The sequence below is a fragment of the Kitasatospora sp. NPDC004272 genome (assembly GCF_053603035.1).
The window spans coordinates 1-21,602 of sequence record NZ_JBSGET010000146.1 but is presented as its reverse complement, the minus strand read 5'-3'; the positions used below and the strand labels follow the sequence as shown (position 1 = coordinate 21,602).

The 21,602-nt window shown below is 70.4% G+C and carries 22 protein-coding genes; 5 read left to right on the top strand and 17 right to left on the bottom strand.

What is annotated here, in order from left to right:
- From ACWEO5_RS32100 to ACWEO5_RS32090, 3 genes are all read right to left on the bottom strand, one after another.
- A partial coding sequence (locus ACWEO5_RS32100) for a hypothetical protein (protein WP_452165676.1) occupies positions 1-330 on the bottom strand: 330 nt, incomplete at its 3' end.
- Positions 331-424: 94 nt separating this feature from the next.
- Positions 425-736 (bottom strand): hypothetical protein, encoded by a 312-nt coding sequence (locus tag ACWEO5_RS32095; RefSeq protein WP_452165675.1) that lies wholly within the window; start codon positions 734-736, stop codon positions 425-427.
- 49 nt (positions 737-785) lie between these two features.
- Positions 786-1,670, bottom strand: coding sequence for an NUDIX domain-containing protein (locus ACWEO5_RS32090; protein ID WP_452165674.1), 885 nt, complete (start codon positions 1,668-1,670; stop codon positions 786-788).
- A 345-nt stretch (positions 1,671-2,015) separates the two neighbouring features.
- Between ACWEO5_RS32090 and ACWEO5_RS32085 the strand changes: the two genes are divergently transcribed.
- Positions 2,016-2,180, top strand: a complete 165-nt coding sequence (locus ACWEO5_RS32085) for a hypothetical protein (protein WP_452165673.1) — start codon at positions 2,016-2,018, stop codon at positions 2,178-2,180.
- Positions 2,181-2,776: 596 nt separating this feature from the next.
- A complete protein-coding gene (locus tag ACWEO5_RS32080; protein WP_452165672.1) occupies positions 2,777-3,772 on the top strand; it encodes a hypothetical protein in 996 nt (331 codons plus the stop codon).
- A 791-nt stretch (positions 3,773-4,563) separates the two neighbouring features.
- Here the strand turns inward: ACWEO5_RS32080 and ACWEO5_RS32075 are convergent.
- From ACWEO5_RS32075 to ACWEO5_RS32060, 4 genes are all read right to left on the bottom strand, one after another.
- A complete protein-coding gene (locus ACWEO5_RS32075; RefSeq protein ID WP_452165671.1) occupies positions 4,564-4,992 on the bottom strand; it encodes a helix-turn-helix domain-containing protein in 429 nt (142 codons plus the stop codon).
- A gap of 60 nt (positions 4,993-5,052) precedes the next feature.
- Positions 5,053-5,682 carry a replication/maintenance protein RepL gene (locus tag ACWEO5_RS32070; RefSeq protein ID WP_452165670.1) on the bottom strand — a complete coding sequence of 210 codons (630 nt, stop codon included), beginning with the start codon at positions 5,680-5,682 and terminating at the stop codon, positions 5,053-5,055.
- A gap of 931 nt (positions 5,683-6,613) precedes the next feature.
- Positions 6,614-7,351 (bottom strand): hypothetical protein, encoded by a 738-nt coding sequence (locus ACWEO5_RS32065; RefSeq protein ID WP_452165669.1) that lies wholly within the window; start codon positions 7,349-7,351, stop codon positions 6,614-6,616.
- Positions 7,348-7,929 (bottom strand): RNA polymerase sigma factor, encoded by a 582-nt coding sequence (locus ACWEO5_RS32060; protein WP_452165668.1) that lies wholly within the window; start codon positions 7,927-7,929, stop codon positions 7,348-7,350. The genes ACWEO5_RS32065 and ACWEO5_RS32060 overlap by 4 nt, the downstream gene beginning before the upstream one ends.
- A gap of 575 nt (positions 7,930-8,504) precedes the next feature.
- Here ACWEO5_RS32060 and ACWEO5_RS32055 point away from each other — a divergent pair.
- Both ACWEO5_RS32055 and ACWEO5_RS32050 read left to right on the top strand, forming a co-directional pair.
- The gene (locus ACWEO5_RS32055) at positions 8,505-9,215 is read left to right on the top strand and encodes a histone deacetylase (protein WP_452165667.1); all 711 of its coding nucleotides are present in this window, start codon (positions 8,505-8,507) and stop codon (positions 9,213-9,215) included.
- Positions 9,212-9,775: a zinc finger domain-containing protein gene (locus ACWEO5_RS32050; protein ID WP_452165666.1), complete on the top strand. Its 564-nt coding sequence runs from the start codon at positions 9,212-9,214 to the stop codon at positions 9,773-9,775. Before ACWEO5_RS32055 ends, ACWEO5_RS32050 begins: the two co-directional genes overlap by 4 nt.
- Positions 9,776-9,795: 20 nt before the next feature.
- Here ACWEO5_RS32050 and ACWEO5_RS32045 read toward each other — a convergent pair whose 3' ends face one another.
- The 10 genes from ACWEO5_RS32045 to ACWEO5_RS32000 all read right to left on the bottom strand — a co-directional run bounded on the left by ACWEO5_RS32045 (position 9,796) and on the right by ACWEO5_RS32000 (position 20,513).
- Positions 9,796-9,993 carry a hypothetical protein gene (locus ACWEO5_RS32045; protein ID WP_452165665.1) on the bottom strand — a complete coding sequence of 66 codons (198 nt, stop codon included), beginning with the start codon at positions 9,991-9,993 and terminating at the stop codon, positions 9,796-9,798.
- A gap of 32 nt (positions 9,994-10,025) precedes the next feature.
- Entirely contained in the window at positions 10,026-10,757 is a 732-nt protein-coding gene (locus ACWEO5_RS32040) for an AbrB/MazE/SpoVT family DNA-binding domain-containing protein (RefSeq protein ID WP_452165664.1), read from the bottom strand.
- A gap of 328 nt (positions 10,758-11,085) precedes the next feature.
- Entirely contained in the window at positions 11,086-12,360 is a 1,275-nt protein-coding gene (locus ACWEO5_RS32035) for a competence protein CoiA family protein (RefSeq protein WP_452165663.1), read from the bottom strand.
- 398 nt (positions 12,361-12,758) lie between these two features.
- Positions 12,759-14,153, bottom strand: coding sequence for a hypothetical protein (locus tag ACWEO5_RS32030; protein ID WP_452165662.1), 1,395 nt, complete (start codon positions 14,151-14,153; stop codon positions 12,759-12,761).
- A 206-nt stretch (positions 14,154-14,359) separates the two neighbouring features.
- Positions 14,360-15,529: a hypothetical protein gene (locus ACWEO5_RS32025; RefSeq protein ID WP_452165661.1), complete on the bottom strand. Its 1,170-nt coding sequence runs from the start codon at positions 15,527-15,529 to the stop codon at positions 14,360-14,362.
- A 76-nt stretch (positions 15,530-15,605) separates the two neighbouring features.
- Entirely contained in the window at positions 15,606-16,982 is a 1,377-nt protein-coding gene (locus tag ACWEO5_RS32020) for a hypothetical protein (protein ID WP_452165660.1), read from the bottom strand.
- A gap of 976 nt (positions 16,983-17,958) precedes the next feature.
- Positions 17,959-18,582: a GIY-YIG nuclease family protein gene (locus ACWEO5_RS32015; RefSeq protein ID WP_452165659.1), complete on the bottom strand. Its 624-nt coding sequence runs from the start codon at positions 18,580-18,582 to the stop codon at positions 17,959-17,961.
- Complete coding sequence (locus ACWEO5_RS32010; protein WP_452165658.1) at positions 18,579-18,809, bottom strand: hypothetical protein; 231 nt, start codon at positions 18,807-18,809, stop codon at positions 18,579-18,581. The genes ACWEO5_RS32015 and ACWEO5_RS32010 overlap by 4 nt, the downstream gene beginning before the upstream one ends.
- A gap of 127 nt (positions 18,810-18,936) precedes the next feature.
- Complete coding sequence (locus ACWEO5_RS32005) at positions 18,937-20,190, bottom strand: helix-turn-helix domain-containing protein (protein WP_452165657.1); 1,254 nt, start codon at positions 20,188-20,190, stop codon at positions 18,937-18,939.
- Positions 20,190-20,513, bottom strand: a complete 324-nt coding sequence (locus ACWEO5_RS32000) for a putative quinol monooxygenase (RefSeq protein ID WP_452165656.1) — start codon at positions 20,511-20,513, stop codon at positions 20,190-20,192. The genes ACWEO5_RS32005 and ACWEO5_RS32000 overlap by 1 nt, the downstream gene beginning before the upstream one ends.
- 336 nt (positions 20,514-20,849) lie before the next feature.
- On the opposite strand from ACWEO5_RS32000, the gene ACWEO5_RS31995 reads away from it, so the two are divergent.
- Positions 20,850-21,599, top strand: a complete 750-nt coding sequence (locus ACWEO5_RS31995; protein WP_452165655.1) for a hypothetical protein — start codon at positions 20,850-20,852, stop codon at positions 21,597-21,599.
- The last annotated feature ends 3 nt before the right edge of the window (positions 21,600-21,602 follow it).

Here is a 21,602-nt window from a genome sequence, read left to right as displayed (position 1 = left end):
CGCCGCGGCGGGCGCCGGGGCGGCGGGGCCCTCCTCGCCGATGGCGGCGAAGATCGCGGGCAGCGCGGTGCGCAGCGCGCGGTCGGCGCGCTCCAGCAGTGCGCGGGCGCGGTCGGGGTCGGTCTCCTGGGCGGCGGTCAGGAGGTTCAGGACGTTCTCCAGGGGCTCGGCCTGGTCCCAGTAGCCCGCGGTCTCCAGGGTCTCGATCGCCTCGAACAGTCCGGCGGTGACGTCGGCGGGTCCGGCGGCGGCGAGGCGGGCGATGTCGGGGCCGTGGACGGCGGTGATGGCGGCCAGGGTGGTGGCGTACTCGGGGTGGTGCGGGATCATGGGCGGTGCCTCCGGTCAGAGTGCTGGTCGGTGGTGGGCGGGGCGGCCGGACTTCTTCGCGGGATGACGGCCGCCCCGGATCTTTGAGCGGGCGTCAGCCCAGGTGCCGACGCACGGAGCGCGGCAGGCCGGAGCGCCAGTCGGCGGCGGGGGCCTGCCGGTCGCGCAGCTGCCGGTACTCGGCGGCCGCGTCGGCGGCTTCGGCGGCGGCCTGGTCGCGGGCGGCCAGGGCCGCGGTGACCGTCTGCGGGCTGCTGTACCAGCGGTCGCGCCGGCCGTGGACGTCGATGGCCATCTGGGCCTTGTCGCGGTCCTGGACGGCCCGGCCCCAGCGGTTGTGGACCTCCTCGACCTGCTCCCGCGTCGGCTCGCTGCCGCCGCTGGTGTTCTTGCCGAAACCGAACATGGTGGCCTCCGGTGGTTGTTGGTCGGTGGGTTCGTGGTGCGGGTGGCGGTCAGCGCACCGGGGTGCGCAGGTCCCCGGTCAGGCGCAGCGCGGCGGCGAGGATCGCCGAGTGGTCGAACGCGAGGTCGGCCGAGCCGTCCGCGAGGTCGGCCAGCAGCTCGTCCACCGGCACCCAGCGCACGGCGGCGGCGTCGGCGGCGGCCTCGGCCTGGGTGCCGGCCGGGACGGTGACGGCGTAGGCGGTGGAGCTGTACAGGCCGCGCGGGTCGCGGCCGACACGGTCGTAGACGCCGACCCGATGCAGGTTCGCCAGGGCAACGGTGATGCCGGTCTCCTCCGCGAGCTCGCGAGCGGCGGCCTCCAGGGCGCTCTCGCCCTTGTCGACCCTGCCGCCGGGCAGGGCGTCGTGACCGGCGTACGGGTCGGTGCCGCGCTCGATCAGCAGCACGCTGCGGATGGCGCCCTCCCGGATGACCACGACGTCGGCGGTGTGAGTCCATGCCGCGTCCCAGGGGCTCCCGGTGACGGCCCAGTGCTCGGCGGCATCCGAGACGCCGCGGTCGAGCACGGCCTTGCGCCGGTGCTGGGCGGTGGCGCGGGCGACGCCCATCGCGGCGGCGAGGTCGGCGACGGTGCCGCCGGCGGCGGCGTGGGCGCGGACCGCGGCGTCGCGGATGCCGCCCAGGCGGGGCAGCAGGCGGTACTCGATCGTGCGGATGGCCAGGTGCCAGTCGGCCGGCCCCGCGCTGTAGGGCCGCCCGGCCGCGTCCTGCCCGGTGCGCAACAGCGCCAGCGCGCCCAACGCGGTACCGACCCACTCGACGAGGTCGGCGGCCTCGGGCACGGCCGCGCCCTGGACGGGGGTGAGGCCGATCCCCAGGGTGACGATCTCCCCGTCCGTGTCCGTGCCGTCCCGGTTTGAGGCGGTGGTCATGGTCCCTCCGAATCACTGATGTATGAACTGTTATACAGCATATGAAGTTCGATACATGATCGCAAGGGGTGCCCGGACAACAACCGAAAGTGATGGCAAGCGTGCAGGTCAGGATCCGTTTCCCGACGTCGCCAGCAGCCGGGAGCTAAGGCACGGTTTTCCGTGCCTTAGCTCCCGAGGATCGGGCCTTGACGCCACAAACACACAGGTCAGGCCTCAGTCCGTCAGGCCCTACCCGACGGCGGTCCGACAGTTCGCCATCGGACCTCCCGCATGAACGACCAACGCATAACCGTGCCCGCCGCCGGGCAGGCTCGCCAGGTTGCCGATCAAGGGGAGGACCACATGTCGAACTACGAGGACCGCGCCGCCAACTACGCGTCGAAGGCCGCCGGCCGATTCGGCGAGGACAAGCAGACCGACGCCATCGGGGAAGGTCTGGCCGCCGTCGCCTACGCCCTGCTCGACGTCGCCTCCGCCATCCGCGAACTCGCCGCCGCCCAGGAGTGACCGGCCTCCCGGGCCGGACGAAGCGCCGCCCGGCCCGGGGCGTCAGCCGTAGTTGATCTGTACCCCGGTGACCGTGCCGACCACCGGCCCCTGCAGCACGGTGCCGAACCGCGACGTCCAGGCTCTGCGCTTCCAGCCGCCGCCCGACCTCCCGGACCAGCGGCCGCGAGTGCGCGCCGGACACCCCGCAGCCGACCGCCAACACCACCAGGTGGCCCGCGGCCCGCACCCGCGCCGGCGACACCATCGCGTCGACCACCCGAGCGACCCCCGGCGCGGCCGGCGCCTCCTCCTCCGGCACGTCGTAGTCGACCAGCCCACTCAGGTCCCACACCGCGTCCACCCGCAGCGCCGGCTCTGCCGCGCCGTACGCCACCACCGGCACCAGCGCCCCGATCCCCCCGCTCGGCACGCTCCCGGCAGTCTCGCCCCTCGATTACCGACGGCCCGCCAGAACAAATTGTAGCTACCCAGATTCGGACAGTGATTATCTGCTTTCCGGTCACACCCCCGACTCCGGCCCCCGCGGTGGGTGCGCGAACTCCACGCTGGTGCAGCCGCGGCCACCAACCAGGCCGCAGACCCAAGGGAGGAACGTGTCCCAGACCGGCCGCAACGTCGAGCAACTCCTCGGCCAGGCCGCCCGACTGCTCGACGACACCACCACGATCAAGGGCTTGGTCGAGGTGCTGCCCGACCACACCGAACAGCAGGCCCAGGCCGTACTGGCGGAGCTCAGGGCGCACCGTGATCAGCTGCTCGGGGTGATCAGCAAGGAGCAGAGCGAGTCCGCCCGCTACCACCGGGAATCCGGCGCTCAGCAGAAGAGGATCGAGGAACTGCTGGAGGAGCTCGGTGAGCTGCGGCTGCGGGCGGCGACCGGCTCCCTCGGTCCGGAGGCCGCGTCGGCGTCCGGCGAGCGCGAGCCTGCCGGGCCTGCCCAAGGCGCGGGCCCGGCAGGCGAGTTCGAAGGCCAGCCCGCCGTGCCCCACCCGCAAGGCCCGCCGAACACCCTCCACTTCGCCGTCCCGGGCGACACCCCGTCCCCGTCCACCAGCAGCACCGAGGAGAACGCGACCGTGTCCGAGCCCACCACCCCCAGCCCCGCCGCCGACCGCCGCGAAGGGGAGAAGCTGCTGGGCGGCACCACCGACCTGATCCCGCCCGCCTTCGCGTGGTCCGCGCACGTGAGCACCCTGCGCAAGGCCGGCGCGATCCACACCCTGACCCTCGAATGCCACCCCCACACCTGGGACTTCCTCAACGAGCAGGTGCGCGCCGTCGCCCCGGGCGGCACCTCGCACTTCCACACCCCCGAGGAGCGCTCCCGCGACTGGGACCGCCCCAACCCGGAAAAGCCGTTCACCACCGACCTGTCCGGGCGCTCCACCGTCGCGCTCCTCAACGCCCTGCACGCCACCGTGCACCGCGGCGTCGACCAGCCCCGGGACATCGAGACCTGGTCGCTGGCCGTCACCTTCTACGAGCGCATCGCCGAGGTAGTGGCCGCCACCCGGCCGCGGAGCGAGCAGGACCAGCCGGAAAGCGGCAACGGCCCCCGGGTCGTCCTCGATGACCGCAGCACCGACTGAACCCGCTCACACCGGCACTAGGGTGACAGCCGGTTCCCCCGCGTCGACGAGCGCGGGGGAACCGGCCCCGGGCCGTCCCGGATCCGGTGCCGGACGGTGTCAGATCTCCATCTCCACCCAGTCGAGGTCGCTGATCTGGGCGGTCAGGCCGTCGGCGAGGCGGCCGCGGTCCTTGAAGTAGTGCTCCTGCAGGCCGGCGGCCAAGATCCGCTCCTGCTCCCGTTCGGAAGCCCCCGCGTCCCGGGCGGCGTACAGCTCGCGGGCGACGTCGCCGGGCAGGTGTTGGGCAGGTGTTGGGCAGGTGTTGGGTGATCAGCCGTTCACGCGGGTCGTCCGTCGATCCGCCCGCCGCGCTGTAGCCGAACTGGGCCTGGACGTGCAGCATGAACCCCGCCGACTCCGCCTGGCGCCGCACCCGCTGCCGAACGCGCGGTTGCCAGGTCGCTCTCACCCGCTCCTCGATGCGCCGGGCTGCGTCCGGCTTCGGCACCGAGGCGCCCTTCAGCCACCGCTGCACCATCCGCTGCGAGACCCCAGCTCGACCGCGACCGCCCGCGTGCTGCCCTTCGCCGGACCCTTGAGCAGGTGCCGCAGCCGGGCCGGCACCCCCTGCGGAATCGGCCTCGTGCGCCCCGCCCGCTCCAGTCCTGCGTCAATCTCCCCCACGTCGTCCTCCGTCGTCTCGCCCCGCGCTGCCCCGTTCTGTACCCGCCACAGGACAAATGTGTTATCCGTGTTGGTAACACGAAGGGGCCTGTCGACTCGACAGGCCCCTTCGGTGGTCGGTGGTGTCAGGCCGGAGTGGGCAGCTGGCCGAGGTTGGCGATCTGGGCGGTGTAGCGCTCGCGGCGCTGCTCGGTGAACGCCGCCGGCTCCACGGCCTTGATCTCGGGGACGGCGGTCGCAGGCAGTGCGACGGCGCCCCCGGTCAGGAGCGGGTGGAGTTGGTAGCGGCCGCCCTCGATCTGCCAGGCGAGGCCGGTCTCCCGCAGCTGCTGCACCGCACGGTTCACGGCGGGCACCGCAGTGCCGAGGGCCGCGGCCATCTCCCGCTGGGAGATCTCGGCGGCTCCGGTGTCCTCGTCGTGCAGGGACAGCAGCACGTCCAGCAGCCGGCGGGCCGGGTTGCTGAGGTCGACCAGGGCGAGGATCCCGAAGACCTCACGCCGGATGGTCACCGGCGCGGCGTCGGTGGGGATCTCCGGCACGTAGGTAGTCACGATGTCATCTCCCGTCGCGGCTGGAACTGGCGTGCATTCCCAGTATGACGTTGTGCTTGATCAGGCGGTGCTGCTGGCGGTGTCTTGACGCGAACGCGTGCTGCGCTGGCGCGGACGCAGGGGAACGACGGTCTCGCTGCGCTCGGCGGTGCGCTTCTGCCGACGGGACTGTTCGCGGGCTTCCTCGCGGGCGGCGCGCCACTGGGCCGGGTGGTCGGGGGCCGGGATGGTGAACTCCTCCCCGGCCGCCCTGATCCAGGCGTTCTGCTGGCGTTCCTGTTCGGCGGAGTTGCCGCTGAACGTCAACCACGGGTTGAGGGCGTACCGGCCGTTCTTGATCCGGCGGATCCAGCCGAGTTCGATGTAGTAGGTCATCGCCTCGGCGATGTGGGTGCGGGACAGACCGGAGATGCCTGCGAGGACCTCCTGGGTAGCCTTGATCTCTCCCTTGTCGGCCACGGCCTGGAGCGAGCTGAAGGCGTGCCAGGTGCGGAACCAGGTACCGGGCATGTCCATCCCGGCGAGCAGCTTGTGCAGCAGGGTCGCGTCCAGCACGTAGCCGAAGGCCTCGCCGTCCGCGACGAAGTCGAACCCGGAGGAGCGCCTCAGCGACCACTGGAGGCCGTCCTTGGTCGGCCGGATGACCATGTGCATCCCCTTGGGAATGCTGGGCGGCGGTGTCTTGGCCACGATCCTCCCCTCTCAACGATCAACAACCGGACGTTATCACAGCAGGTAACGCCTTTGTCCCGTGGCGGGTACAAAACGCAGGGGTCCCAGGAGTCGTCAGCGACCTCGTTTTGTTCTGCCCCGGGTACAAAACAGGCCGGGTTTTGTCCAGGGACGGGTACAAAACGGGGCACATTTCTGCAGGTCAGAGCGTTTCGCGTCTTATAAATAACCTGCACCACCGGGTGGTTGTCCCCTCAGCAGCCGCTCCTTGCCCACACCACCCGCACGGCTCACACGCCACGGTTGGTCTTCAGGCACCGCAGCAGCCCAATGGGGGTCTTCGGCAGAAGGGCCGTCGGCGTCCTCCGGACCGGAGGCGGCGTGGTCACCTTCCAGGAAGGGACCGTCCTCCTCGTAGAAGGCTGATCGCGTCCTCCGCTTCAACACCGCGGCCTTCCAGTAGCTGATGTCTCCTCCATCGTTGATCGACCTGTTCCATAAAGGGCCGGGCAGGACGTGGTCGAGATTGGGCAACCTAGGTGGTCAGGCGGCTGATAGGGGACCGGACCGACCGGCGGAACCGAGCCCCGGGGGGCGGGGTCCGGAGGAGCCCCCCGGGGACCGCGCAAGGGGCGCAGCCCCGCAGCCCGGAGCGGAGCGGAGGGTCGCCATCGGGCGACGCACTGCCGGATCGGCCAACGGCCGATGCTCAACGGCGGATCACGTATGAAGAGCGGACAGGGCTGTCCAGGCGCGGGTGGACGGGCAGACGCTCGACGGTCCGGGGTCTTCGTGGTGCTGTTCGAGGTCGGCGCCGGTGGTCCGCTGGTCGAGTTCCACTGTCCGGCCGCGCCGACCCTAGTGGGAGGAGCGCCCTGGACCCGCTTGCCCGTACGGCCGGATCCGCTGTTTCTCCAGACAGTTGGCGCGGGCGGGACGGCGCTGGCGTTCAGCAGGGGCCGATGCCCTTGGCCGACCGCGGTACGGCCCTTCTGCGGATACTGCGGCCGGACAGGACCCGTGCTTTCAGGATCCCCGGTTCGAGGTCGGAAAGACGTTCCGGGAGGGGCAGCAGCGGCACGGGCCACTGGTCCTCGGCCTCCGGTCCGGCTTCGCTCTCGCCGGGGTCGGCGTCCGGGACGGTGAGTCCCACCGCTTCGGCGTGCTTGCGCCACTGCCCGGCTTCCTCCTCACGGCAGATCGTGGTGAGCAGCACCGCCAGGAGGTGCGGGGCGCTCTCGTCGCCCCCGTCGGCGGCGGAGCGCCACCACCATTCCGCCATGGCTTCGCTGCCCCGGGTGTAGAAAGCGCAGCCGATTTCGAGGGCACGCTCGCCCTGGAGGGCTTTCCCGGAACCGGCTGCGGTGATCGACCGGCACAGGTGGTGCAGTTGGAGGCGGAGCTCCGCCCGGCAGGCGGCGGAGCTCAGCGGGGTTTCGGTCCGGCCGGGCGTGGTCCGGGCCGTCGGGGCGGCCGTAACCGGGGCCGGCCCGGCGGCGCCTTGGGGCCCGCTGGACCGGTGCCCGACGGCGCGGGCGGGGGACGCTCGCCGCTGGTCGGCTTGCTCGGTAGCGACCCGCTCGGCGAACTTCCGGACGAACGCGTCTTCCGCGGCGGCGTCATAGTGCGTCAGCTCCTCGTCGATGCGCGCGGCTTCGCGTTCCAGCAGGTCGTGAAGGTCGGTCATGAGGGGGTCTCCTGGTCGTCACCGGGATTGAGGGTGCTGTCGAGGTAGTTCCAGCCCGCGTGGACCCACGCCTTGGCCGTGGTGGAGGCGATCTTCAACGCTGCGCCGATCTCCGCGTAGGGCAGGCCCAACATTCGCAGGCGCACGGCCGCGGCGTAGCCGGGGGCGGTGTGGGCGAGGTCGTCGAGGGCCATGGTCAGGGCCAGGCCGGAGCGGTCGAGGACCTCGTCGCCCAGTGGGGTGGGCTGGTCTCCGGGAACTTCCCCGAGCACGGCGTAGCGGGAGACCTTGTTGGTCTCGCGGGTGCGGGCCCGGACGGCGTCGATCGCGCTGTCCTTGACCATGCTGATGGCCAGGGCGCGCATCTCGTCGGGTGTGGCGAGGTTCAAGATCCGGTCCCAGCGCCGGTACATGGTCAGCTGGGCGTTCTGGACGGCGTCCTCGGCATCATCCCGGCTGTGCAGGATGGTCATGGCGACGCGGAGCCAGGTGCGGAAGTTCGTGCGGATGAACACCTCGAGGGTGTTCGGGATGGGGCCGGCGTCGGGGCCGGTGCGCTCGTCGAAGCCCGTGGTCACCGGTCGCCCCTTCCGGTGGCGGCCGGCGGGGTGCGGCGGGCAGGCGTGGAGGGCGGCCGCAGGCTGCCCGATCGGTCCCTCACCTGGTGCATCACTGTGCTCTCCGTGTCGTGTCTGTCCGGTGGTGCGCACCGGTATGGCAGTGCCGGACGGTGCGTCGGTTCATGAGGTGAACCGACGCGGCCAGTGCCATTCCACGGGGTCGGGACCGATCAGTTTTTCGACTCTGCGTTACTGGCCCAGCACTCAGCGTCTTGACCAGGAGGGTTTCCCGATCGTCGTGATGCACATCACGTTTAGCCACAAGATCTGACGGTCCGTCATTTTGACGAATCAGGTCATATCTTGTAGAAGCATGGCCCCGACAAGAACTCCCGACCCCGCACCGAAGAACAACGCCCACGCGCGGAACCCGCCGAACTCCCCCCGGACCTCTGCGCCCCGCAGGAACGCCCACCGACCCTCACGACGCAGCCACCGCATCATCACCCTTCACCGTCAGAACGTCCCGGCCCGGCACGCTTCGCCGACGGAAACTCCGCACGGCACGTCAGATCGCGGCTACCTTCTGCGACATGAAAGCGATCAACCTCTCCACCGCCCCTTTCGGGCCGCAGGTCCGCCGGGCGGAGCCGCTGACTACCGCGCCGTCTTCGACCCCGCTGGTGTGGTACGCGGCGTACGGGTCGAACATGCACGCCGACCGGCTCGCCTACTACATCGCCGGCGGCCGACCGCCTGGTGGCGCGCGCACCTACCCGGGCTGCCGCGACGGTCGGCTGCCCGAACGGACGTTGCCGGTGCTGCTGCCCGGCACGCTGTACTTTGCCTTGGAGTCGACGGTGTGGACCGGCGGCATGGGCTTCTACGACCCGGCAGCCGACGGCGAGATGCCCGCCCGGGCCTACCTCGTCACCGCTGAGCAGTTCTCCGACATCGCCGCCCAGGAGATGCACCAAGAGCCCGACACCGACCTCGACCTCACCCGCGCCCTGGAGCTCGGCAGCGACCGGCTCGGTCCCGGCCGCTACGAGACCCTGGTGTGCCCGGGCGCGATCGACGGCGTCCCGGTGTTCACCTTCACCGCGCCCTGGTCGCTCGCGGACGCCGAACTCAACGCACCGTCCGCGGCCTACCTCGCCAACTTCGCCACCGGCCTCGCCGAAGCCCACGGCTGGAGCCCGGAACAGGCAGCCGACTACCTCGCCACCCGCCCCGGCGCCACCGGCCGCTGGAGCCCGGCCGCGGTGCTGAACGCGCTGCGCCCCGCACCGGCCGTCCCATGAGCAACGCGGCCAAGGCCGACGCGCTGACGGTGCGGTGCCCGCGGTGCCGAGCGGCGCCCGGGGCGATGTGCGACGGCCGCGACCAGGTCCACCCGATCCGGGCCGGAGCCGCCCGCGCCGCCGCTGGCCCCGGTCCGACCCTTCCACCGGAGCGCGGGCCGGCCCGGATACACGGCGGGGCCCCGTGGGAGCAGGGGTGGGACCAGGTCGAGCCGGACTGGCACGACCTGTACGCCAACCCGCTTGGCCCCTACGGTGCGCAGATGCGCTGCTGTCTGCTGCTGCGCGACGACGAGTTTGGCTGCCCGGTGTGCGACCGGGACTGCTGGCTGTGCGACGCCCGCCAGGGCACGGCCTGCCGCACCCACCCCGCCGCGCCGATCCTCCAGCAGCTGGCGCACCGCCCCCGCTCGTGGAACCTGGGCTTCGCCAGCGTGCTTGCCTACCGGCAGGCGATGAAACGGGGTTGCCCACGCTGCAAGGCCGAACCCGGCATGCTGTGCACCACCGCCGGCGCCGGCCCCCGCAAACCGCGCCGCAGCCCGCACACCGTCCGCTGATGACCAGCCGCGAAGAGAAATCAGCCGATCCCGGCTCCCCGTCCGTCGGCGACGTCGACTCCGGCCCAATGGCGGGGCAGGACCACCGTCCGCGTCCTGCCCGCCCCGTCCGGCACGACGCGCTCGATCTCCAGCACCGGCTCGGCGGCGCGGTGGTGGGCGAGAACGGCAAACTCCTCCAGGTCAGCGGCACCTTCGAGAGCTTCGTGATCGTCCATGGCGCCGAGGCCACCGACCCGGCGGTGAGGCGTCAGCTTGTCGCCAGAAGTAGAACTCCGAGCCGCAGCGCGACGGCCGCGCACAGTGCGTCGGTGGCGTCGAGTTCGGCGCCGTCCCGGTCGCGGGCGGCGGTGGCCAGCTCCAGGGCGGTGACGGTGTCCTCGGCAAGGTCGGTATGCCCGATGCCGGGTGCGGCGAGGCGGAGGCCGAGCAGTTGGAGGTCCGCCAGCACGGTGGCGACCTGGTCGCGGGTACATCCGGCACGCGCGAGGGCGGTGACGAACTGGGTGACGGCCTGCTCAGGCAGCACCGCGTAGGGCAGTACGGCGGGCATCGGGGCGGCCGGGTCGGCCGGGTTAGCGGGATCGGCCGGGCCGGCGAGCCAGGCCAGCACCGCGCCGGCGGTGAGCACCGCCAGGAGGTCGGTGCCACTGGTCTCCGCGTAGCCGATCGCGTTGGACCACTTCGGCGCGTTGCGGCGGGGGAGCACGTCGGTGGGCAGCACTCCGGCGGGCAGCCCGGGCCGTCCCCCCCACCGCGTGCTCACCGTCCCCCCGAGGGGGAGCATCGGGCCCACCGTGCGGCGCAGGCGGTCGGGCACCGCGCTGAGCGGCTCAACCGTGACGACACCGCTCTCGGAGGAGCGAAGGACCACGCGCGTGCCCTCTTCGATACCGGTGGCCTGCTGGAGGGCCGCCGGGAGGATGAGGCGGCCGCGCTGTCCGATGACGGTGATGTGACCCTGCAGAGTCGTATTGTCCACAGCAGCATCCTATGGTGAGCGCAAAGAGATTCTGCTCACCTATGGCAATCAGTGGCCCACTGATGTATATACGAGCCCATACTTGGCAGACTGACCCACAGCTCCCGCGTGTCTCACTTGCCTGACGACCGCAGATGGCCCCTGGCCCGTGATGAAGCCCGACCCCCCCGGATAAAGCGCGCAACCGAGGTCCCGATCGAACCGCGCCACAGGACGACTCCGGTGCCGCGGCAGCTGAGCACCGTTGTCGGAACCGCCGGATTGATCCGCAGGGACGACCGACCGTGCCGGGAGCCGGGGCGCCCCGTCGACGCTCCCAGGAAGAAGATCACCGCCGGGGGATCTTCACCCGGCATGTGTCGCAGGCGTGGACGCCGCCGTCGCCGTACCGGTTGATCGGTGTCCCGCAGCCGGCGCACGGGCCGATCTGCCAGGGCATGCAGCCCTGGGTGAGGGCGGCGGCGCGGCGTTGGACCTCGGTGGCGTCCAGGCGGTGGTCCTGCCGCGGCACGGTGAACAGCCGATGGGGAACCTCGGCAAAGGTGCGCAGACCCGCCCCGGCCGAGGTGTCCCGCCGGGGCCGCGGGCTGTTGCGGGGAACGAAGCTCTCGTCGCCGTAGCGGCAGACGGGGTCGAGTTCTTGGTGGGTGTACGTGATGTCCTTGTCCGGAGGCTGCTGAACGTCTGCGGCTTCCTCGCCGGGGTCGCCGTACATGTCGTACCACCGGTCCCGGTCCCGGGCGGGCACCCACATGCGGGAGACGGCGCGGGAATCGCGCTGTCCTCCGGCGACGCGCACGGGGACGAGTTCGCCGTCCGCGCTCGCGACGACCAAGGTGTCGACGTCGGTGGGCGGTTTGGCCGGCAGACACAGGGCGGCCAGGTGCCACTGGGCGTGGAAGAGGCCGCAGAAGCTGCCGTTGACGGGGCAGGCCCGCTCGCTGCTGCGCAGGCACTTCCACTGCTGCAGGTGGCGGACCCCGCCGCGCACGATCATCGCGGTGGCCGAGGCGATCTCCTTCCAGCTGAAGTCGTCGACGCGGGCCCAGGGCGCCCGCTCGATGACCGCGGAGGCGGTGCTGTTGGTCACCCACAGCGGAACGATCTCGTGGTCGGCGGCCGCCCGCGAACGGCGACGGACCGTCTCGGCGCTGATCGGCGAGTACTGGGCCTCCCAGCCGATCCGGCCGGCCTCGCCGGTGACCAGGACGTCGGTGCGGATCCGCCCGTCCGTCGCCCGCGCCTCGACTTCCGCCCGCAGCCCGTGCTGCTCCGCCACCCGTGCGATGCGTTCCTTCATCGCCTTGTGCTTGTCGCTTTCATCGGGGGTCGGGACTCCGCGGACCGGCAGGTGGGCGGCCACCCACGTCGTCACGTTGTCGACAGTTCGCCGTCGGATCGTCATCCACGGGGACCGGCCGTCCTCCTCGGACTGGCACACGCCTTCGCGGTGGTGCTCCAGGCACTGCAGGAGCTCGCGTTCGCGCTGGTCGATCGGGGCGGTGATCTCCCGCAGCAATTCCGGGAAGCCCGGGCAGCCGAGGTCGGGCTTGGTGAGGTTGATCTCGATGTCGTACGCGGTGTGGTAAACGCCATTCGCCATGGCCGGAGAGTAGGAACCGCCTCTGACAGAATAATTCCCACCTTTAGACACGGGTTCGAATGCGCGGAATAGGTCGCCTGATTTAGCGAAATAAATCTGCTTCTATTGCGCGCAGAATCGTTGCTCCTCTTTCTTTTCGAGAAGGGGGCGTGTACGCGTCCGCGCACGCCGTGGGACCGGCCAGCAGTCGTCCCTCGCGCTCACCCTCGGAGTTGAGTGCGCGGTGCCCAGCAAAGATCGCCTCGCCAGGAGGTGTGCGGGCGGCGAGCGCCCTGCGGCGACGTGGAGCCGTGGACTCGTGCAGGATCGGCCGGATCCTGCACGCCTCCCGCTGGCGGACTACTCCCCTGTTCGTCGGCTCGTAGGGCGCATGGAGGCGTGGGTGCTGCTCGATGTTCTCAGCTGTCGGCCGGAACGTGGTCGTCATCGGGGCGGCGGGCCGCAGGCAGGTGGAGACAGCGACTGGCGACTTCGCGGCCGCTGACCTCGTTCGAGATGAAGCCGTTGATGTCGCACTGGTCGCAGGCCGCGATCCGATCCCGCCGACGGGGGCCTTCTACGGCCTCCAGTACCCGCCGGGCCGCACCGAGTGCGGCGGGTACGGACATCCAGCGCGGCGGCTCGTACTCGGGGACGGGCTGGCGGCGCTCGCGGGCGTCGTCCAGCTTCTTGCGAGCGATGGTCACCGTCGCCGAGGATGCCTCCGGCGGCCCCATCCGCGCGTTGCGCTCCTTCCACGCGGCCGCCGAATCCGCAGCGCGCCAGGCGATCGCGATCATCTGCCCCGTGGTGTACCCGCCGGTGATTCCGTCGACGATGGTGTCGAAGAGCTCCACTTCGCGGGTTTCCGGTACCGGCGGGTACCCGTACTTCTTGGTCAGCAGGGAGTTCAGGTAGTCGATGACGTGGGTGGCCTCGAGGGTGGTGACGAGCCGGGCGAGGGCTTGGATATCGGTCGCCGCCTGCTGGCCGATCGCGGTGGCCCGCCGAGCGCAGACTGCTGCGACCAGGTCGATCGTGGCGTCCGGGCCGAGCTTGAGATTCCACAGGACTTCGGCGGGTCCATACATCAGACCGTTCTCCCCCAGTTGGAACGCGGACAGCGGGGACTGCGGGTCGACCACCAGCAGCCCCTGGTCGTGAAGGCTCGTCAGGGCCTCGACGTCACGCTCCATGTCACCGGTCCACCCGCTCTCCAGCGACGACAACGACGGCAAGGGCTTCGACCGGCCGGCCCGCGCCTGCTCTGCCAGGGCCAGCAGCAGGACCAACTCCGCATTGCCGTCCACCGTCTCGGCGACGCACGGGGCCTCCCGCTCCCGCGTTGTCCACGCGACGACCCTTTCACGCAGCTCCTTCTCCGCTTCCTCGGCCTTCCTCTTCTCCTGCTCGGCCTGCTGCGCCGCCAGGCGCCGCTGCTCCGCTTTCACGGCTGCGTGCTGCTCCATGCAGTCGGGGCAGAGACCGGTGGCGCGGGGTTCGGTCAGGGTGGGGCCGGCCAGAACGGTGCCGGCCGACCGGTTGGCGATCGCGATCGGCTCACTGCACAGCGAGCACCCGACGCTGAGCAGGAAGGCCCGGGAGTACGCGGTGATGGTGTTCAGCACGACCTGGCTTGAGCCCAGCTCGCGGACTTTGTATCGCCAGCCGTAGGTGGTGAGGTCCCAGTAGCGGTGGACCAGCGCCAGGTCCTCGGCAGTGGCCTCGGGGGCAACTTCAACCTGGAGGACCGGCTCCTCGCCGTGGGGAAACTGCAGAACCGTCGGTTCCACAACCGCTGCGGCCTTGGCCACGGCTTCCCGGCAACGTCGACGCGCCCGCTTGCCCATACTCCGCCCCACCCTTTAATCAGGCGACCACCGATCACTCCATCCGGTAGCCATATGTATCTATATGGCGCCGTAGTGTAGCCACGTTCGACGTTCACCCGCTGATCCATGCCTCGGGATCAGCAAGATCCAATCCGGACACGACGCCGGTACAGCCCAGCCGCCGGGGATCAGGAAGAGCGGGGGCGCTTGCCGCGGGCGGCACGCTCGCGCCGGGCCCGCTGGAGGGCAGCCTCGTAGGAGTCCGGCAGTTCCTCCCGGGCGGACTCCACCGTCTTCAGCACGACGCTGTCGTCGCCGTCCGGTTCGCGCGGGGGCCAGGCGTCGGCGGGCTCGCGCAGCCGGGTGAACGGCGCCGGCCGGTACTCCGGGACGCCTTCCTTCTTCTCCTTCTTGCGCACCGGGCTGCGGTCGTTGCGGGAGACGCCGTGGGCTCGCCGCATCTGTTCACGGATCGCCTCCGCCGCGGCGCGGGCCCGGCGCGGGTCGGCGCGCAGTGCGTCGGCACCGGCTTCAGCGAGGACGTCCCGGATCGCCTGGTGCGGGCCGTCGACGACCGCGGCCGGCGGCGCGCAGCGCGGACAAACCCGGTCCGCGTCCACCAGCCAGCCGTCCTCGCAGTCGTCGTCGGAGCAGCCGTTCGGGCTGACCAGGTTGATGGCGCACTGGTCGGGGGTGTAGACGTCGGGCTGGTTGTCGGCCAGCGGCAGGTGCGCCCAGTAGCGCCACCAGCGGCGCTGGATGCGGTCGCCGAGGCGCTGGTGGCCGACGCGGGCGATCTCCTCCCGGATCACGGTCATCACCTGGGCGGTGAAGCGGCCGCTGACGAGGACGATCAGAGCGTCGGGGAAGGCATGCATCACCGCTGCGAACGGGTCGGTGTGCGTGGAGGTCGAGCACAGTGTGCACAGCACGTTCGCGGCGGGGGCGCCGCAGGTGCGGCACTCGCCCCGGCAGCGGTGGCACAGGCCGCCTCGGCGCTGCTCGCCGGTGGTAATGGGGGCGCGGCAGTCGGCGCACTCAATGCGGCAGGTCGCGCAGAGGTGGTCGTCGGGGTGGGGGTGGGCCAGGAGGCGGCCCTGGCAGCGAATGCAACGGTCGGTGTCGGTCTGGCCGAGGGATCCGCGGGCGTCGACGTTGCGGTAGACCTCGATGACCGGGTCGCCCGGGCAGTAGCTGCACCGCAGTTGGAGCAGGTACCCGGCGGAGGGCCCGAACACCGACTTCGGCGGCCCGGCGGGCGCAGGTGCCGGGCGGGGAACCCGTCCCGCGGCGGCGGGCGGGCGGGTGCCCGTCCAGTCCGCCGCGAACCCGTCCTGCCGGTAGTCCGCCCCTGCCATCCGGTCCCCTCCTCGCCCGCCTGCCGCCTTCGCGCCGTCCCTCGTGGAACGGTGAGTGTTCATCATGCACTCCCCCTCACGCGGACCACGCGGGCCGGCCGCCTCGACCGGTCAGGTACTGGCGCAGGTGGTGGTACAGCCGGGGGCCGAAGACCCGCTGGGCCTCGGCGGGACCGGCCATCAGCTCGAAGGACTCGAACAGCGAGGTGTCCTGGTAGAGCTTCCACTCCTCCCACACCTGCTGGCGCAGCGAGCGGACTTCCTCGTCGGTGACGTCCTGGTCCAGCTCGACGACGTCCTGCCCGGCGCGCTCCGCGTCCTCGGCGGCCCGCATCTGGGCCAGGGCCTGGGCGAACTCCTCGTGCGGCTCGGCCAGGGCCACCGCGACCGGCAACCCGCTCTCGTACGCGGCCTGTTCGGCCTCTGTCCGCAGCGCGTGGGCGATCAGCCCCTGCGGGCGTTCCGGACGCCACAGCAGGCCGGCACCGTACTGGGCCGCGATCTCCCCGAGCCACACCACGACCTGCTGGGCGTCCCAACCCCTGCTGACCAGGTCATTCAGGACCCAGCGCAGCTGATCGTGCGAGGCCTTCCGAACCCATGGCACCCGCTGGAAGACCACCCGGGCCATCCGGTCGCCAGCCGCCATCATCGCGGCGGTAACGACCTGGTCGAGCACCGTCCGACGCCGCTCTTCCGCCGGTCGCCTGGCGGGCTTCTTCCTGGTGATCGACTTCGTGGCACGGGCGACGCCCGTAGTCTTTTGATCACCCACGGAGGAAGAGCTGACCAGGTGGGTGGTACCACCCACCATTGGGGTGCAACGCGAGGTGCTGACGGCCCGTCCGGTGCTGCTGTGACGAACGGTGCGGCGGACCCGCCGGGGCTTCTTCGCGGCCTTCTTCCCGAGCTCCGCGATGACCGTCCGGCCCTCCTGCGAGATGCCGACCATCCGGCGCTCCAGTCCCTCGCCTGCGGTCCGGATCCCCAGCGCCTGGTCGTAGGAGGGTGGGATCAGCCGCTCGTACTCCGACGCCAGGCTCTCCACCCGGGTTTGACCCTCTGTCATCGGCAGCCGGGTGCCGACCGACCGCCAGGCCAGCAGCCCGGTCGCTCGCAGGATGCCCAAGTGGTACTGCACCGTCCGCTCGCTGCACTTGAGCCGCCGCATCAGGAACGCGATCGACGGCCGGCACGGCGTCAGCTCCGCCAGCACCGCGACCAGGCGCAGCGTCGTCTCCCCGAACCGCGGGCCGTGCGTCGGGACGTACAGACCGGCCCCGTGGACCCAGTGAGCGGCCTGCCGCCAGGAATACCCGTCCAGCGCGACCCGACCGGCCGTCCCGGACACCAGCTGCTGCTCCTGCGGTACCCACCCGACCCGGGTCGATACCGGGGCGGCGGCGCCCGACTCCTGGGGCGGGCCCGGGACCATCGCGACCGCCGCGCTCACTGAACACCTCCCGACCGGACACTGGGAGTACCCGGGCACGATGGCACTGCCGCCCCCGCTAGGACGGCGAAGGACAGCGGGAGCGGGGCGGAGGCAGGAACGTCGACGGATCGAACACGACAGACAAGGGCTGAGAACCCCCCGCTGTGCGACACGACAGCCTCACCCAGAAGAGTGATCTGTGTCACACGCGACTGACGGCGCGGTGAGCGTCCGACAACTGGTCCGCTAACCGGTCCGTTGCGAGAGGCCAGGCAGGAAGCGGGAAAACGGCCCTCGGGCCGACTGAGCACAGTGCCAGGGACGCCGAAGCCAGTGGCACCGACAGTGGCACCACAGGGACGGCGAGACTGGCAGCCCGCAGAGCGGTGCTGCAAAATGACAAAGCCTCCTAGCGATAGGTGGGCACGTGAAAGCGCCCTCGGGCGCTGGGCGCCCTTCGGGGTGCTGGGCCTAGGAACCCAAGAAATCGCCTGACCATCCGGTTGGTAGCCGGAGGTCGGGCCCTCGCTCAACGAGGTGGAACTCGGAGAGCGGTGAAGTGAAAGCCGCGTAGGGCTGGTGGTGGAACACCAGGACCGGGAAGCGGCCGGGCGGTGTAGACCGGGTGGAACCGGTCAGGAGCCGCCCGCAGTCGGCTATGTCACCTCAACAACCCCCTCAGGGGGAGAGGTGCGGCCGCACACACCGACGACGGCACCCCGCCGGAGCGACTCAGAAGCAGTCGCCTCTACGGCGGGGTGCCGCCTGTGTGTCTGAGGGTGGGATTGGGTACCCTGATACATGTCGAGACCAGCCCAGTTAGGTCGTCGGCCGTGCCCCCGGAGTGCAGCCTCGCGGGGGTTAACCATGTATTGATCGTTGCCGGGGATCAGACTACTCCCTCGCCACGCGGCGCATGTGAGCGCCAACCCTCCGTGTCGACCTGACGGAGTGGCACGCTGACTGAACGGCATACCCGTTGGTGCTTGGTTCATCAGAGGCTCGCAGGATCTTGGTATAGGGGTCGCTCCGGACCCCAGCTGCCGTCAGCCAGGCGCTCCGCGACGGAGTAGCGGGAGGGCGGCAAATCGGTCGCCTCCCGCTGAGGTACGGCTGTCTCGCCTCCCGGCCCGTCGTAACCGGCGCACCGACAGGGCCAATCCGCGTTGTCGGTCGAGTAGGAGAGATCGGTGCTACAGGTCATCAAGCTGCCATTGACCGTGATGCTGCGGTAGCCGTGGCTCTGGGCCCGGTGCCCACAGGCGCAGATCGCGAGCCGGAACGGCTGGGAAACAAGAGCAGCTTGTTGCCTCGGCAGCCTGCCCTTGTTGATCTGCCTTACAAGATCAGACACAACCTCAACGGGGTCCTTGCCAGCGAGGTCGAACCACTCCCCCTCAAGACGGTGGCTGGCAAGCAAGCGGTGGAGCGCCGCCTCCAGCTCCTGGCCGCCCGTGAACGTAGCTAGGAGCTGGAGCTTAAAGGGGGAGCCACACTGCAGCGCTGCGAGTCGGCGCTGCAGATCCGTGGTGCAGCCGATCTTCACAGGGCCGCCCGCAGCTCCCGTAACCAGGTAGACGCAGCTTCCGTTCGAAGTGTCGATGTTCGTGCTGTTCATCGGGAACTCCGAAGCTCACGCAGGTGCGCGATGAACTCGACCGCCTCCGGTGCGTGCGGGTACCGGGCGCGGAGTACCTGGCCCGGGTCGGCGGAAACCATCGCCGGCGACGGCAGCGATTGGCGATCACCTTGCAACGCCCGCTCGCCGTAAGTTAGCGCGGTGCCCAGGTCGTCCTCGCGGGCCGCGACCACATCTAGCGTCACCCGGGCCTCAGCGATGTGCATGGGAGCCCGCTCGGTCCCGTCGAAGTCGGTGTTCGCTCGGATCACCTCGTTCGCCAGCTGCTCCGCGAGCTGCCCCTTGCCGACGTGCCTGCGGAACGCCGAGGCGGTTCTGACTCTCGCCGTGGCCCTAATCAAGAGCGTCAGCCCGTTCTGCCAGGTCCAGCAGCTCTCGCGGGGCATTCGGGCCTGCGATCAGGACCAGCTCATGGATGGTGGCGCGAGCGGCCTGGTGGGTCTGGATGGTCTCCGGCGCGACGGCTTCGGCGCGCAGCAGGCAGTCGAGGGCTTCCCCTCCGTGGCGCCTCTGCGCGTGGGCTCGCCCCAAGTCCATCAGCAGCCGACCTTGGCGCTCAGGCGACAGGCCGTCGGTGTTGATGGCGAGGCCGATGTCCAGTGCCTCTCCTGCGTCCCCGAGGTCGACAGCGGTACTCACTGCCTGGATCTCGACGTTGACTGGTCCGAATTCCAGGTTGAAATCGTTCCTGTTCTCACCCAGTCGAGTGGCGATCGTCCGGGCCTCATTGATCTCCTCTTTGGCTTCGGCTCGGGCACTGGCACGTGCGTGCACCAACGCCAGTGCGAGGTGGAGGGACCCGAGTACGGAGAGCGCCTGCGGCGAGCTGTCGCCCTGCTCTCGCAGGGCTTCGATGGCTGTCCGGGCGGCATGTTCGGCTTGGCCGAGACTGCGGAGTCGGACGAATGCCTGGACCATGCGGAACACACTGGCGCAGACGTGGAGCGGCTCACCGGATCGTTCCGCGGCGAAGACGGCGCGATCGGCGGCCACCCAAGCGGCGTCGGCTTCGCCCTGGCGTACGAACGCAGCCGACAGGGCTTGATAGGCCCGGGAGAGCAGCAGGTACAGCTCGGCGCGCTCCTGTTCAGGCACGGAGCGGGCAGCCTGCTCCAGATTGGGGAGCAGGTCTACCGCCAAGGTGCTGACCTGAGCCAACTGTCCCCCGTGCGTCAGTTCCCAGAGGTCGTCGACATCGCCGCGTAGCGCTTCAACGGGCCTGCCATCGCCGCTGCCAGACAGCAGCGTGCGGAGTGCCGGGTGTCCGGAGAGCAGTCGGCGCGTCTCATCCAGGTCATTGGACAGTGCGAGTGGGGCGGGAGCCGATGACTGCCCGCCGAGGTCTGACGGAGCGCTCGGGCGCAGTTGCTGGACAGACACGCCAAGCTCGTCAGCGAGTTGTTGGAGGAGGTCAACCCGCTGCACGGGTTGGATGCCTCGTTCCACCTGTGACATCCAGCTGCTCGTCTTTCCGAGCGCTGCGGCGAGTTCAGCCTGGGTCCGTCCCCGCTCTTTGCGGTACTTCTGGACGCGCTGCCCGAAGGCACGGTCCTGTGGATCAACGTTCCTTCCCGTGGGCTTCATCATCACTCCGCTCCGGGACGCTTGCTAAGCCCTGCCAACTCGTCGAGGAACGTCACCTCAACGCCGGCCAGGAACTGCTCGCGCGCCGCGAGAAAGTGCTTGGTGTGCGCCTGATCCTCGTGGGCCTGGAACGCGGCGCGGTCAGCATAGAGCTCGTAGAAAACCCTTACCAACGGCTCGTCGACAGGGACATGTACGGCGTAGACCAGCGTCCCGGGCTCTGCGCGGATGCCTGCGGCAGTCTGCGCCACCAGGTCGTCAAACTGCCGCGCAGCCGTGGCGTCTCGCAGGGTGAAGCGCACTGTCAGTGCATATCCGCTGGGCATGAGCTGGCCTCTCTATCTCCCATTACGTCATGGACAGAGTCTCACACTGGACAGCAAAGTGCTAGCTAACACTCAGACTCTTGACTCGCACTTGTAGTGCTAGTAGCTTCAAAGTGTGCCGACCGGCACGGAGAGTGATCTCCGAGTCAGAACGGTGTTTGTGCAGGTAGTCGCCGCCCGAGTGGGCGCAGGGTAGCTCCACCAAACCCCCGCGACTGCCCGCAGCGCCGATGCGCTGTCCGCTCGCCAGGGCACCGGAACCCCCGGTCGGCCTGGCGGCCGGAGAGAGCACCGCGACGCAGCCCTCATCTCCCTCCGCACCCACGAGGAGTCACGATGACCACCCCGACCGCGCCCCTCTCGGCCAAGCGCAAGACCAAGACCCGCACCACGACCGTCTCCGCCCGGCCGGCGCTGCTTCTGTCGGAGCTGCCGCTCACGGCCGTAGACCGCGTGCCCCGCTTCGACCGTCTGGCCTGCCCCGAGTGCGGGACCTGGTGCCCCCTCACCACCCACAAGGGCACCAAGCAGCTCAAGCTCGTCCCGCACCACACCACGAAGGCCGGCACCCCCGGTGCTCGCCGCTGCGGCAACTCGAACCGGCTGTTCACCATCGACATCCCCTTGGTGGTCTGGCAGGCCCGGCGCGCCGAGGCCGTCGCCGACGTCGCCGCCCGCCGCCCGACCACCGTCCTGAAGAAGGTGAAGACGCCGGTTGTCCCGGCGCTTCACCAGCTCACCCCGGCCGCGCCGACCGCCGAGACCGCCCGCAGCACCTACGAGGCGCACCGTCGCCGCTGCGCCGCCTGCACCGACCCGGCGAAGCAGTGCACCGACGGCCTGCGCCTGGAGGGCGACCTGCGGGTCGCGCTGTACCGGGAGCCGGAGCGCCTGGCCACCCAGGCCCGCACCGAGCAGGAGCAGCGGGTCGCCGAGCGCGGCCAGGCCAAGCAGCGGCTGCGCCGCCGGACCACCGAATGGCAGGACGCCCAGATGGACGTCCTGCTCGCCAAGCGCCGCCGGGCCCAGCACATCGTCGGTGACCTCGTCGAACCGATTCGCGGCGCCGACGTCCCGACCGAGTAGCGC

Coding starts and splice junctions, on each gene's coding strand:
- ACWEO5_RS32095 (WP_452165675.1), bottom strand. CDS start 736: ATGTTCGGTTTCGGCAAGAACACCAGCGGCGGCAGCGAGCCGACGCGG.
- ACWEO5_RS32090 (WP_452165674.1), bottom strand. CDS start 1,670: ATGACCACCGCCTCAAACCGGGACGGCACGGACACGGACGGGGAGATC.
- ACWEO5_RS32085 (WP_452165673.1), top strand. CDS start 2,016: ATGTCGAACTACGAGGACCGCGCCGCCAACTACGCGTCGAAGGCCGCC.
- ACWEO5_RS32065 (WP_452165669.1), bottom strand. CDS start 7,351: ATGACCGACCTTCACGACCTGCTGGAACGCGAAGCCGCGCGCATCGAC.
- ACWEO5_RS32055 (WP_452165667.1), top strand. CDS start 8,505: ATGAAAGCGATCAACCTCTCCACCGCCCCTTTCGGGCCGCAGGTCCGC.
- ACWEO5_RS32050 (WP_452165666.1), top strand. CDS start 9,212: ATGAGCAACGCGGCCAAGGCCGACGCGCTGACGGTGCGGTGCCCGCGG.
- ACWEO5_RS32045 (WP_452165665.1), bottom strand. CDS start 9,993: ATGGACGATCACGAAGCTCTCGAAGGTGCCGCTGACCTGGAGGAGTTT.
- ACWEO5_RS32035 (WP_452165663.1), bottom strand. CDS start 12,360: ATGGCGAATGGCGTTTACCACACCGCGTACGACATCGAGATCAACCTC.
- ACWEO5_RS32025 (WP_452165661.1), bottom strand. CDS start 15,529: ATGGCAGGGGCGGACTACCGGCAGGACGGGTTCGCGGCGGACTGGACG.
- ACWEO5_RS32015 (WP_452165659.1), bottom strand. CDS start 18,582: ATGAACAGCACGAACATCGACACTTCGAACGGAAGCTGCGTCTACCTG.
- ACWEO5_RS32010 (WP_452165658.1), bottom strand. CDS start 18,809: ATGCACATCGCTGAGGCCCGGGTGACGCTAGATGTGGTCGCGGCCCGC.
- ACWEO5_RS32005 (WP_452165657.1), bottom strand. CDS start 20,190: ATGATGAAGCCCACGGGAAGGAACGTTGATCCACAGGACCGTGCCTTC.
- ACWEO5_RS32000 (WP_452165656.1), bottom strand. CDS start 20,513: ATGCCCAGCGGATATGCACTGACAGTGCGCTTCACCCTGCGAGACGCC.
- ACWEO5_RS31995 (WP_452165655.1), top strand. CDS start 20,850: ATGACCACCCCGACCGCGCCCCTCTCGGCCAAGCGCAAGACCAAGACC.